This window comes from Clostridium sp. KNHs205 (assembly GCF_000702945.1).
Lineage (GTDB): Bacteria > Bacillota > Clostridia > Lachnospirales > Lachnospiraceae > Anaerocolumna.
Genome location: NZ_JNLE01000003.1, coordinates 4,013,033 through 4,026,259 on the forward strand (window position 1 = coordinate 4,013,033; position 13,227 = coordinate 4,026,259).

Here is a 13,227-nt window from a genome sequence, read left to right on the forward strand (position 1 = left end):
CCTCCTAACCCTTCACACCGGAAGTTGCCATAGTTTCAATAACATTGCTTTGGGACAGCACGAATACCGAAACAGGAACCAACAGCATGATAAAGGATATGGCTGAGGATACGCCTGTTCGGGATATACCGCCGCTTACCAGCTGCTGGAGCACGTAAGTTACCGGCTTTAATTCTTCCGTATAGATAAATACACCGCCTGTTGTACCCCACATCTGCTGAAAGGACAGGATAACCAGTGTAATCCAGGCAGGCTTACACAAAGGCATAACAACACTCCAGTAGGTCTTAAATTCCCCCGCACCGTCAATTTTGGCTGCTTCCAGCATTTCATCAGGTATCTGCACCATAAAGTTCTTCATCAGGTAGAGTCCTAAGGTAGAGCCTACTGCCGGAAGGATAACTGCCCAGTAGGTATCAATCATTCCAAGCCTGCTCATGATCAGGTAATTGGGAATAGCTGTTACGGAAGCATTGAACATAAGTGCATAAACGATGATGTTACTCATTGCCCTGGAACCGGGAAACGTATATTTTGCCAGCGGAAAAGCAGCCATAGAACCTAGCAGCACCGTTCCGAAGGTACCAAGAAAGGTTATCATACCGGTATTAAAAATATATCTGGACAAAGGTACATTAAAACTCTCAACTATCGTTGCCAGATCAAAGAAGTTATTCAGAGTAGGATTCTCAACCGTCATCTTAGGAGGTATAATGAATATTTCGCTTAATGGCTTAAAGGCATTTACCACAGTGAATATAAGCGGGAAAAGGCTGAATAAACCAAAGAAAGCAAGCACCAGTGTAAGACCCATATCTCCCATAAGGCTTCGGTTTCTTCTTCTTAATTTTCTTGCACGCAGTTTTGATACAAGAAATTTATATAATTTTTTCATTCTATTAACTCCCATCTGCGCGCCACAGCGCACGTATTAGCCTAATTTACGAAGCAGTTTCTGAACAATGATATTGCACAGAAGCATGATAAAAAACAAAACGACTGCAATCGTACATGCATAACCAAGCTCATATCTGACATTTCCGTAGTCATGTAAATGTGTCAGTATGGTATGGCCTGCATAGCTGACAGAAGGGAAGCCTGCCAGATCGATGGATATCTGGGAAACCGATAGGGATCCCGTAATCTGCATAACGGCACCGAACATCAGCTGAGGTTTCATGGACGGGAGGGTGATATACCACAGCTCCTGCCAGCGGTTCTTGACACCTTCTACAGCAGCTGCTTCATACCAGGATTTATCCACATTCTGAAGTCCGGCAATAAAAGCCAGGAAGCTGACACCAAGGCTTAACCACAGCTGTACTACTATCAGAATCGGCATGACGTATTTCGCTGTTTCAAACCACATGATACGGCTCTGTATAAATCCCAGCTTTAACAGCCAGGCATTTGCCCATCCATAGGTATCAGAGGAAAATATCAGCTTCCAGATCATATAGGCATTACCGGAGATAGAAGGTGCGTAAAATACCAGTGTTATAATAGATCTTGGCACCGGGGGCAGCTCATTGATCATCCAGGCAAAGAGAAAGCACATGATATAGCTGATTGGTCCGGTTATCAATGCAAACAGCAAGGTATTCTTGATGGCTATAAGGAATACATCATCCCTGACCAGCAGATTTATGTAATTGGACAGACCGTTAAAACTTGGTGCTTCTACCATATTAAAGGATGTAAAACTCAATACGATAGATACGACAACAGGAATCAAAGTAAATACCAAGAAAACAATAGCAAAAGGTGCGATCAGTAAATACTTGTATTTATGATGCTTCCATACCAGTGAAAACGGCTCTTTATTCTTTTTCAAGGAAATTCCTCCTTCATAATTTTTATAGCTGAAAAACCGTAATGATAAGTTGTCTGCTACTCTTCCACAGACAGATGGAATTCCCGCCTTTTATTGGTAATCTCCTTATCAATGGTCTTAAGGTTAAGATACAGGGTCTCTCTTGGGTTAGCACCCTCTGCTACAACATTATTGAAGGAATACAGTACCATTCTGGTAAGCATATAGTTACCTGGAACTGCAGGTATTCCTTCCGTAGCTTCAAACTGCGCCAGTATCTGAGTAAGTTCTGCGTTACTCCAGGGTAATCTCTTAATAACCTCCGGATCCGCAGCCGGATAACGGGCAGAGGTTCCCATAACAGATTCTACCGTATTGGCATACTGAAGCTGTGTTTCTGTATCCGTCCACCATTTAATAAATTTCCAGGTATCCTCTTTTCTATCAGAAGTATTGAGGATTGCACTGTTAATGGTCTCTAAAACATAAGAATTATTTATTTGACCGTTATCATCCGTTATACCCGGTAATGTGGTAAAAGACCAAAGACCTTTGATTTCCGGTGCAAATACCTCTAACTGGCAATAGGTAGTATATTTAACCACACCTATAGGCATTTCTCCGGTACGGAACCTGGTAGGGAAATCCACATTAGGGTTAAAACCATAATTGGTAAAGAAATCTGTATAGGTCTTAAATGCTTCCATGGCAGCATCTGTTCCAAGATCACTTGCGATACCATAATCATTGCCGGTACCCTTAAATAAGTCTCCGCCAAACTGATATACCAAAGAAGGATAGAAATTCGGTGCTCCAGAAGCATTGGGAAGGAAGAACTCATAATTATTTTTCTTTAAGGCCGGAAGAATATCTTTCACCTCCTGCCAGGTCTTTGGTACCTTGGCGCCAACGGCTTTTAAGATATCATCCCTTGTAAAAAGCATCATAAAATCTGCCTGCTCAGGAATACCATAGATTCCATCCAGATACCTGGCAGCTTCCAATTCACTCTGATAATACTTATCAGTAGCTTCCTGAAAGCCCTCAAGCTTTGACAGATCCACTACTGCTCCACGCATTGCAAAGTCCTGTAACGTTGCCTGATTAAGACCAATTACAGCATCAGGGCTATTACCTGCAAGTGCAGCTCTTAATACAACATCAACAGGGATTAGCTGAAGGTCGATATTAATATTGGTTTCCGGTGTAAATTTCTCATCTATAAGATTTTGAATGATCTGTGCCTGTTCACGGCCGATAGATTGTACGTTGGTTGCCGATCCTCCATTTACCATCCATACCTTAATGGTATTGGAATCGGAACTGCTCTCCGACTGGCTTATCTGGCTGCTCTTTGCAAAGAAGGTGGAGAAGAAACGGATTGTACCGTAATAAGCTCCTTCTATAAAGTTACTCTTTGCTTTTGGTAACTTTGCTTCCGGGGCTGACAGGATTAAGCTGTCAAGCTCAAGAGGCATTTCCGAAATATTAACCAGCCAGGTTGCCAAAGCTGAGATATTTTCCTTAAGCTGTGCAACTTCCACAATTACGCTTTCAGGATTTTTAGCAAGACCTTTGGCTTCGACTGCCATCTTTTCAAGGAGACTGGTATTCTCACCTTTCTCGCCGGTGATAGCTACCAGCTTTTCAATTATCTGATTCAGTCTTACTTCTTCGGTGCTCATAATTTCCTGAAACTCAGGTATTTTCTTTGCAATCTGATAATCTATGAATTTGTCCGGAGTCTGTCCGGTAATCTGAGTAACTTTAAGATATAATTGATTTAAAGCATACATACTCTCTTCCACATCATTGATAACACTTCCGAAATCACCCATTACGCATTCCAGGGTAAGGGTATTCGTTCCTTCTTTCAAATAGAAGAGGTAAGGTGTCCCATCGGTCTGTGATACCGTATAATTAACCATATCACTGCTGTAGTCAAAGTTAACGGCATTCATTTCCGCATAAGGAACAGTTCCATTTATGTATAATCTTCTAACGGAGGTTACTCCCCGCTTCAGACTCTGTCTTCCTTTAAAAGTTATTTCATATAGCCCTTCTTTGGGAGCAACGACATCCCAGGAAATAGAATTACCCGGCTGTTTCCAGTTATTTGCTCCTATGGTATTATATTTAATCTTATAAGGGTGATATGGATACAATAAAGGATCAGAGTAATTCTTCTGAATATTAATAGAAGACGAATTTTTTTCAATATAAGAAGTACCGCCCTCAGAACGTTCCGCCTGACCTACGATATTCTCTCCTGCATACACCTGATACTGGTTCCTTAAGGAATCAATCACCGATGCATAATCCGGTGCTTTCTCCGCTTTTTTGAATTCAATAGAGGTATATTCTACAGGCTCCTTGATGGCTTCTAAGGTTAAAGTGTTGATACCTTTCTTCAAATAGAATACATAGGGTTCGCCTATTCTTCTCTTGGCATCCTCCACGAAAACTTTGCTTTCTTTATATACTTCATTGGTATTAGGTCTTATTTCATTACCATTTTTGCTCTTGATAGCTTCATCAGCCCAAAAACGTTTAAATACCACCTGTTCCAGTCCGTCATAGCAGACCTCTCCATTGAGCAGCAGCCTTCTCTGAATATCTGAAGTAGTACCCGGCTGCGGGATATACCCGATTTCTAGATTATAAAAACCCTCTTCCTGGGCTGTAAAAGTCCAGGTAATTGAACCGCTGTCGCCTGTTACAAGGCCGCTGTCCTGAATTTCTGCCGTCATTCCATCAGTTGACTGATAATCTTTAAGATCTATTTGCAGACTGGCTTCCAGGGTAGTTCCGCCATAGCCATTCTGGTCAAGATAATTCTTATAAGAGGTGTCATAAACAACGGTATTTGAAGCTGGAACTGCATTCATTCCCTTAGAATGATCCTTATTCAAAATCACGGCAATAACCGCTGCAGCTACTACAAGAACGGCTACTATGAGAACTATCAAGGACTTCTTCGATTTCATACTGATACCTGTGCCTTTCCAGATAAATTTAGCAAATAAATATAAATCACTCTCTTCCACTATAAATCGGTTGCTGTAAACCGGCCTGATACTGCAGCAGTATCTTAAGGGCTAATTTACAGCAACCAGATTTTAATTTAAATTACTGTGTATTTAGTCTGTATAAGTCTTTCTCCTCCAATTAGGAAAAATCGTATTACAATTTTATGGAGTAATACAAAATACAATACATTTATACAACATCTACGCTTCAGAAATGTTAAGTTGAACTTTTTTCTATTAAAGTATCAAAACACTTGAGTATATGGTATCTTCATGCCTGAAAAGTTACAAAAGCTTGATTCAACTTATACAATTACTCAGCTTCACCAACTGTGACAGTTAAGGTTACTTCGCTGCTGTTTCCTGCAAAGTCTGTTACAGTAACCACAACATCATAATCTCCTGGTGTAGAGGTATCAAGACTTGAAATATCTGCTGCAATATTAGCAGAAACATCCAGTCCGTCTGCATCCAGTGCACTTGCTATAAAATCACCTTTCCAGGAGATCTTGGAAGCATCCTCATCCAGTTTAATCTGACGGTAACCTTCAACAGGTGTAACTACAGGAGCAGTTTTATTATCAGGATTAAATACGATAACTGTTGTGTTCATGCTGCCTTCATTACCAGATTTATCAGCCATCTTAACCTTAAGTCCGTCGCCATAGCTTCCAACCTTTGTAAAGTCAGTTGCAGAATAGTCATAAGTTGCAGTTGTTGCATCAAGCACACCATCTACCGCGTCTTCAATGGATACATAATCAGAGAAGGCAACGCTCTTAGGATCTGTTCCAACGGGGAATACAAGTGCTGTAGACGCTGAAATTGAAGGAGCAATATTATCTCTGATCTCATCACTGGAAAGAATCGCTTCCATATTAGCTGCTTTTTCTGTAAACAGGTTCTTATTGGCTGCGATAGATACATCATAGGATGCATAACCATCAACACCGTAAAAAGATTTACCTAATATGTCATCCCAAACCACACGGAAACCAAGAAGGTCAGAGTAGTCATTGGGTACTGTCTGATTCGCAATATACTGGAAAGTCTTTAACAGGTCATCGCCATAAGTTTCATTAAAGATATCAAAGCCTAAATTAGTAGCCTGTGCAGTTGCTGCACTGTCTTTATAGGCAGAAACACTGTCAACACCGCCAAGGGTCTTATAATATGTACTGTAATATACCTTTAAGAATTCAAGAGCAAGTTTTGTTGTTTCAGCATCAACACCCTTTAAGATACCCATACTGTCACCAACTGTTAATACCTGTTTGTAGTTGGGGTCATCAGCAGCCATATCATCGGGTCTTGGCCAGGGAACGATACCAATGGATTCACCTCTGTCTGCTGCAGCAGAAGCTGCACCGGCAATGATCCAGTCAGCACTGTCTGTAAATACAGTTGCACCTGCACCAAAATCATTGGAACCCTGTAACCACTTGGGTGTGTAACCATCGTCATAAAGCCCGCACTCTGTTAATACACCCGCATCCATAAGCTCCTTTACATATGCAACTGCTTTTAAGGATTCTTTGGAATCAGCAGCTAAACCGTTGGCACCATAAATTTCTCCGCCAGCTGCAAAGGTAGCTGAAAGTCCGGCAAAACGGTGATCTGTCTCATAAGCTTTAACAGTATCAAATTCAGTACCGTCTGGAGCTTTTGTATTTGCATAAAAGCTCTGGATTTTTGAAAGATAATCTTTAAAGGCACTCCAGGTCCACTTACCATCCTGGAAAAGATCCGTAGGATAGATGGTTTTTCCTTCACTGTCTTTTAAGGAATCTACTTTTTCTATCATGGTTGCATTATATACTAATGGCCATCTGGGAATAAAAGCCTGCTTGGAAGTCAGGAAATAATTGTGACCATATAACTTATCATAAAACATCCAGGAATACTCGGAATCAGAGAACATATCCGCATAATCATCAAGAGGCTGTAAAATGTTCTGTGATAAAATCGTATTTTCTGAACCACCCCAAAGGACTGCAATGTCACAAACAGGATTATTTGCAAGTACACTTGTTATCAATTCACTTCTTGTATCTGTTGCATACTGTACAAATTCCACATCTACATTAAGCTGTTCTTTTGCTGCCTGTAATGCGGCTAAAGATGCCTGTCTGGAGGCTTCATCCATCGTGTATTCCCCTGTAGTAGGATCCTGATAATTGGGATCCAGACCTGCCTGCCAGTGTGTTCCCCAACGCAGGACTTTTGCTTCTCCTGCAGGTGTAGCTGTTTCTGTCGGCTCGGCAGTGACAGCTTCTCCTGTTGGCTTAACTGTTTCTTCCGTACCTTTTTTGGAGCAGCCAGTCATTGCTGCTGCCAGCATTGAAAAGATGGCTATTACCGCTACTGATCTTTTCATTACTTTTTTAATCATAAACCTTCCTCCTTATTGATAAATATGCAACCGATTACACATTTTGATAAAATTCGCCTTCATCATTTTGTACAATGCAACAATGTGTGTAACCGATTTCATATAACTATAATATAGCACCCTATCCTATTTGTCAATTGGATATTTCAACTTTTTTATATATATTTAATGAAACACTTCGCATTTTCACCATACAATCATACAATTTACTCATTACTTTTTTTGGTAACTTGTACATTTTTAATGAAAAGTCCGAATCGAAAGACAATAACCCCATGAAGTTAACCATTTCAATAACCAGGCGAAACTTGTATAAAATTAGTTATTTTCTATGAAGAGTTCCTAATTGCCTTTTTATGTCAACTAGTATTACTATTATTAAATTCGCGTCCTTTCCAAACTATCCTTTTATGGACTTTCCAGGATGACAGAAACTTCTTTCCTTATTTATAGCGAATTTTTCCCTGAACATTAGATAGATATTTTTCTGATTTATATAGAATTTTGAAGTTGTAATCTATAAGACTATATAGTATAATAATCAGTTGAATGAAAATATAACAGTCAATGGAGGTAGTCATGAAACATCTTATTAGTCCCCTCGACTTATCTGTAACAGAATTAGAGGATATCCTGGAATTAGCCGGCAATATTATTAATGCTCCAAAGAATTATTCGGATATCTGCCATGGTAAGAAACTGGCAACTCTCTTCTATGAGCCAAGTACGAGAACAAGATTAAGTTTTGAAGCCGCAATGCTTAACTTAGGCGGCAATGTTTTAGGTTTTTCATCTGCTGATTCTTCATCTGCAGCAAAAGGTGAAAGTGTTGCCGATACCATCCGGGTTATCTCCAGTTATGCTGATATCTGTGCTATGCGTCATCCCAAAGAAGGCGCTCCCTTAGTTGCTTCTACTTATTCTTCTATTCCAGTAATCAATGCCGGTGACGGCGGTCACAATCATCCCACCCAGACTTTAACGGATTTATTTACCATTTCCAAATTAAAAGGCAGACTTAATAATTTAACTGTTGGTTTCTGTGGTGACTTAAAATTCGGAAGAACAGTACACTCTCTCATTAATGCTCTTGTACGATATGAAAATATCCACTTTGTTTTAATCTCCCCTGATGAACTGAAAATACCTGCCTATCTAAGAGAAGAAGTATTGGATACTTCTGAAAATTCTTATGAAGAGGTAAGGAATCTGGAAGCTGTCCTACCGAGCCTTGATCTTTTGTATATGACAAGGGTGCAGAAGGAACGCTTTTTTAATGAAGAGGATTATATACGCTTAAAGGACTCTTTTATTCTGGATAGCAAGAAAATGACCCTGGCAAAGGAAGATATGCTGGTACTCCATCCACTGCCAAGAGTTAATGAAATTGCAACGGAAGTGGATAACGATAAACGTGCAGTTTATTTCAAGCAGGCTGAATTCGGCGTATATGTCAGAATGGCTTTGATCATGAAATTATTGGAGGTGGCTTAATGCTTAATATCGGCGGTTTAAATGAAGGAATCGTAATTGACCATATTGAGGCTGGCGGAGCGATGAAGATATATTCTTATCTTAATCTCGAGAAGCTGGACTGTAGTGTTGCTATTATTAAAAATGCCAAAAGCAATAAAATGGGTAAAAAAGATATTATTAAAATAGATGGCAATCTGGATATGGACCTGGATATATTGGGCGTTCTGGACAGAAATATCACTGTGAATATTATTGAAAAAGGTGAGATTAAGAGAAAGAGAAACCTGAACCTGCCGGATAAGGTAACCAACATTATCAAATGTAAGAATCCAAGATGCATAACCTCAATAGAGCAGGATCTTCCCCATATCTTTAAGCTTACAGATAAAGGAAAAGGAGTATATCGCTGCGTTTATTGCGAACAAGCTTTTAAGAGATCCTAAACATAAACAGTAAGTCTTCAGACAAAAAAACACTATGAGAAATTGATATACTCATAGTGTTTTTCTTATTATAATGAAGTAAATATTAATGAAACGTTTTGTTTTAGTGATATTTTTGATAATGATATTTTTTGATGTCTTTTATTTTTCGTATATTGGGTCATGATTTATATCACTGAGTTTCTCAGTTTTCTTATAACCGCAAAAATTCCAAAATTGTCCCATTTCATCTGAGGTCAGATAAATATACCGGACTCCTTTATTATAAAGTTCCTTTTCAGCGCCAGCAACTAGTTTCGTACCCAGGCCTTTTCCTCTCATATTGCTATTAATATAGATTTCCCTAATAAATCCCCAACCTTCCCGTTCACACCAATCACTTTCAGGATTATCGATTTGATAGTAGATAAAACCTGACAAATTGCCATCAACCAAAAGCATGTCCATCCATGTAATCTTTCTAGTCACACTTTCTGCTATTTCATTGCATATAAAATTTATCTTAGCATCCGAAATTTCAATCTTAAAATCCTCTCGAAAATAAGTGGAGAACATTTCCTTAAATCTGTTTAAATCCTCATAACCAAAAGGACGTATTTCAATTCTTTCTATCAGCATTAACTTACCTCCTATAATAATCAGGAGGGTTTTATTGCGGGCGAACCCTCCATACACGCCTAAGTAAAAATCTGCTTTTCCTCATAAAACATCACCCTTTCTATGTAAGATTTATTGTTTGCAAAAGCAAGGTAATATATTTCAACTGTGAATAAAAAAACCAAAACATTTATGCAATGCCATTACCATAATTATACATTCCCTGTAGAGAATATCTTCACCATTTTTTCTCATGTTCATAAAATCGAATACCATTATATACTTTTTACAATGTTATAAGACAGCACGTCTTAAGGTAACATATCTTAAGGCAGCATGTCTGAATGCTCATTGCAACCTTCTGAACGTTCAAACTGGTACAACAGCTTCAGACACAGTTTAGGTAAAGTCTATAAAATCTGCCTGGGTCAGCTCATAATCAACAGAGGTTTGTAACCTTCCTAACTGATCCTTCCAGACATCCTTATTAACTCTCACCTTCGAAAAGCCCAGTTTTTCATATATATGCTGGGCTCTTGTATTATTAAGGTTCGTATCCAGCAAGATCTTGATATACCCTGTACGGAACAGTTCTTTGATCAGCATGGATAATAATATTCGTCCATACCCCTTTTCCTGTTGGGTTTCATCACATATTTTTATTCCTATTTCCGCACCACCATCTTCTGTATTACTATAACTCATTTCACCAATTGCTCTATTATCCGCTTCTATTATCAGGCGGTTAACTGTACTATCTTCAGGAACAGCAAGTTGCTTCTGTAATTTTTCTAATGAGATACCTATTCCATTAGGAAATCCGGCATGTGCCATCACCCTGCCATCATTCCACCAAAGACACAGGATTTCGGCATCTTTTATAGCTGCATCTCTGATTATCAGATTTCTGTTTTGTATATACATCTATTTATAGCCTCCGAATTTTTTGCTCATCCACTAATGCTAAAAGAAGTTTCTGCCCATGGGTATTGTATACAACAGCTTCATATTCATTACCCTTCTGACTTAATCGGCTTTCTGTTATAATCCCTGCCTTCCTGCCTTTTTCCGTGGGAAAGGTTTCATTTCTTCCAAGAAGATTGTTATACCGTTCCTCCAGGTACCCTTCTTCTTTTAGTAAAGTTGTCATGCTGACAGAAGTAAGTCTCTTCATTACAGTTTCATCCCGCATTTCATTTAGCTTATCTGTAAACTGACTGATAGAAAGATTTTCTTCCGGTATAAAATTGCTTTTCATTTCATCCGTCAGATAGAACTCTTCTTTTGCTTTTCTGGTACGCACAGCACTTTTTGTTACGGCTTCCGGTTCTACTGGTTGTTCGTAAGCGTAAGTTTCTTTTCTGCCATTGGTATATTCAAGAATAGCCTGTATGAATTCTTCTCCGAATCTTTGGTATTTGTTCTCACCAACGCCTGTTACATTAAGCATTTCTTCTTTGTTAAAAGGTAACTTTACACACATGTCTGTCAGAGTCTTATCTGAGAAGATAATGTAAGGCGGCATGCCTTCTTCCCTTGCTATGGCTGTTCGAATCTGTCTTAAATGATCAAATAAATCCAGTCCTTTGGAATTTAAAACCTCTGAACGTTTCAAACCTCTGGTTTTGCCGTAGTTCTTATCGACGGAATCTTGATGGCTGGCATTGGCTTTTGAGGTCTTTATAATAATTGATGCTTCTCCCTCCAAAAGATTTAAAGCTTTACGATTTAGCTTCACCACAGAGTACTTATCACTTGTTGCAAATAGGTATTCATCTATTATCAGTTTATTGAACACTTGCTTTAGGAAACTTTCCTGATGATGGGATTGTTTAGCATAATAGCTGGAATTGACCATGTTGTTAGCCGTTAATTTGGCTGCTCGGCTCCCAAGCAAGGTCGCTATAATTACATTAACTCCGTATCTTTGTCCGCTTTCTTTAATACAACCCGTAATATCCCTGCTAAGCTCCGTTACATCAGTTTCTTCATATTCTGTTATACAGTTTGAGCAGTTACCACAGGCGTTGTCTCCGTATTGACCAAAATAATTTAGAATATACTCCCGTAAACAGTCTTTCGTGAAGCAATAGTAAGTCATTTTCTTAAGCCGGTCCATATCACGCTCTTTGATAAGTTCTTTTGCATAAGGATCTATTTCCTCATTGTTATTACCCTTTTCGATAAGGAACTTATTGATTTCTACATCCTTGCCGCTGTATAATAGCAGGCATTCAGAAGGTTCACCATCACGCCCTGCTCTCCCTGCCTCCTGATAATAGCTCTCCATATTCTTTGGCATATTATAATGAATGACAAACCGAACATTTGACTTATCAATACCCATTCCAAAAGCATTGGTTGCAATCATTAAAGGCTTCCGATCGTATATAAAATCCTCCTGGTTCTGATTTCTTTCACCATCCGGCAATCCGGCATGGTATTTAGCAGTCAGAATGCCTTCTCTGTTAATCAGTTCCCACAGCTCCTCTACGTTATTTCTGGTATTGCAGTAAATAATTCCACATTGATTTCTGTGACTTTCCAAATATTCCATTACAACTGCTGTTTTATCCTTCGGAGCTTTTACTTCATAGAAGAGATTCTCTCTGTCAAAACCCGTCACAACCACTTCCGGAGCCTGAAGCTTTAGGATACAGCTGATATCCTCCATAACCTCTTTTGTAGCTGTAGCTGTAAAAGCACAGAGAATTGGCCGTTTGGGCAGTAACTCGATAAATTGAATTATTTTAAGATAACTCGGCCTGAAATCCTGTCCCCACTGTGAGATACAGTGAGCTTCATCCACAGCCACCATGGCTATTTCCGTATTTAATGCAAAGTCAAGAAATTCCTGTGTTTCCAGTCTCTCCGGTGCCACATAGATCATCTGATATTTACCTTCTCTGGCATATTGGAGGGCAAGGCTTACCTGCCTGGCAGACAGGGAGCTGTTGATATAAGCTGCATGAATACCTGCTTCATTCAATGCTGCTACCTGATCCTTCATAAGAGAGATTAAAGGTGAGATTACCAGTGAAACACCCGGAAACAGAATGCCCGGAACCTGATAGCATATAGATTTACCAGCTCCTGTAGGCATTACCCCAAGTACATCTTTCCCTTCCAGAAGGCTGCCCACCAGCCTTTCCTGTCCATGTCTGAAACTATTGTATCCAAAATATTTTTTAAGTATTTCTCTTGCCTGTTCAAGTCTGACTGTTTCCTGCTTCATTTATCCTCCTGTATCTACCTTAAAAGCTTTAAGCTTCACTCGAGCAAATTCCCAAAACCCCTGTATGTTTTCTATTTTATACAGGTATATTATCTCTATTGTATACCATGGAAAGAGTTATTGACTCTACCACTTCTGCTCCTTTTAATCCCCACGTACCGCATACTTTATGAGCTTAATCAAAACTTTAGATTAATATGACTAAAAAACTAAACAACAGTATATAATATTTAAGTCATAAA

The 13,227-nt window shown here is 39.1% G+C and carries 9 protein-coding genes; 2 read left to right on the forward strand and 7 right to left on the reverse strand.

The genetic code is table 11. From position 1 onward, the window contains the following. Positions 1 to 4: 4 nt before the first annotated feature. From BR73_RS0116590 to BR73_RS0116605, 4 genes are all read right to left on the reverse strand, one after another. Complete coding sequence (locus BR73_RS0116590) at positions 5 to 895, reverse strand: carbohydrate ABC transporter permease (protein ID WP_033166448.1); 891 nt, start codon at positions 893 to 895, stop codon at positions 5 to 7. Positions 896 to 931: 36 nt separating this feature from the next. Then, positions 932 to 1,834, reverse strand: coding sequence for a sugar ABC transporter permease (locus tag BR73_RS0116595; protein ID WP_242860693.1), 903 nt, complete (start codon positions 1,832 to 1,834; stop codon positions 932 to 934). A gap of 56 nt (positions 1,835 to 1,890) precedes the next feature. Then, the gene (locus tag BR73_RS0116600; RefSeq protein ID WP_156034747.1) at positions 1,891 to 4,800 is read right to left on the reverse strand and encodes an extracellular solute-binding protein; all 2,910 of its coding nucleotides are present in this window, start codon (positions 4,798 to 4,800) and stop codon (positions 1,891 to 1,893) included. Between the two features lie 355 nt (positions 4,801 to 5,155). Further along, positions 5,156 to 7,234, reverse strand: coding sequence for an immunoglobulin-like domain-containing protein (locus BR73_RS0116605; protein WP_033166451.1), 2,079 nt, complete (start codon positions 7,232 to 7,234; stop codon positions 5,156 to 5,158). A 579-nt stretch (positions 7,235 to 7,813) separates the two neighbouring features. On the opposite strand from BR73_RS0116605, the gene pyrB reads away from it, so the two are divergent. Further along, positions 7,814 to 8,728 carry an aspartate carbamoyltransferase gene (pyrB, locus tag BR73_RS0116610; protein WP_033166452.1) on the forward strand — a complete coding sequence of 305 codons (915 nt, stop codon included), beginning with the start codon at positions 7,814 to 7,816 and terminating at the stop codon, positions 8,726 to 8,728. Beyond that, entirely contained in the window at positions 8,728 to 9,153 is a 426-nt protein-coding gene (locus BR73_RS0116615; protein WP_033166453.1) for an aspartate carbamoyltransferase regulatory subunit, read from the forward strand. The genes pyrB and BR73_RS0116615 overlap by 1 nt, the downstream gene beginning before the upstream one ends. 141 nt (positions 9,154 to 9,294) lie before the next feature. Here BR73_RS0116615 and BR73_RS0116620 read toward each other — a convergent pair whose 3' ends face one another. The 3 genes from BR73_RS0116620 to recQ form a co-directional block, all read right to left on the reverse strand. Next, positions 9,295 to 9,771 (reverse strand): GNAT family N-acetyltransferase, encoded by a 477-nt coding sequence (locus BR73_RS0116620; protein ID WP_033166454.1) that lies wholly within the window; start codon positions 9,769 to 9,771, stop codon positions 9,295 to 9,297. A 378-nt stretch (positions 9,772 to 10,149) separates the two neighbouring features. Then, a complete protein-coding gene (locus tag BR73_RS0116625) occupies positions 10,150 to 10,674 on the reverse strand; it encodes a GNAT family protein (protein ID WP_033166455.1) in 525 nt (174 codons plus the stop codon). A 4-nt stretch (positions 10,675 to 10,678) separates the two neighbouring features. Next, a complete protein-coding gene (gene recQ / locus BR73_RS0116630; RefSeq protein ID WP_033166456.1) occupies positions 10,679 to 12,985 on the reverse strand; it encodes a DNA helicase RecQ in 2,307 nt (768 codons plus the stop codon). Positions 12,986 to 13,227 lie beyond the last annotated feature (242 nt).

Excerpts from the sequence above, each read along its gene's own strand:
- BR73_RS0116600 (WP_156034747.1), bottom strand. The coding sequence starts at position 4,800 with ATGAAATCGAAGAAGTCCTTGATAGTTCTCATAGTAGCCGTTCTTGTA.
- recQ (WP_033166456.1), bottom strand. The coding sequence starts at position 12,985 with ATGAAGCAGGAAACAGTCAGACTTGAACAGGCAAGAGAAATACTTAAA.
- BR73_RS0116605 (WP_033166451.1), bottom strand. The coding sequence starts at position 7,234 with ATGATTAAAAAAGTAATGAAAAGATCAGTAGCGGTAATAGCCATCTTT.
- BR73_RS0116620 (WP_033166454.1), bottom strand. The coding sequence starts at position 9,771 with ATGCTGATAGAAAGAATTGAAATACGTCCTTTTGGTTATGAGGATTTA.
- pyrB (WP_033166452.1), top strand. The coding sequence starts at position 7,814 with ATGAAACATCTTATTAGTCCCCTCGACTTATCTGTAACAGAATTAGAG.
- BR73_RS0116590 (WP_033166448.1), bottom strand. The coding sequence starts at position 895 with ATGAAAAAATTATATAAATTTCTTGTATCAAAACTGCGTGCAAGAAAA.
- BR73_RS0116615 (WP_033166453.1), top strand. The coding sequence starts at position 8,728 with ATGCTTAATATCGGCGGTTTAAATGAAGGAATCGTAATTGACCATATT.
- BR73_RS0116625 (WP_033166455.1), bottom strand. The coding sequence starts at position 10,674 with ATGTATATACAAAACAGAAATCTGATAATCAGAGATGCAGCTATAAAA.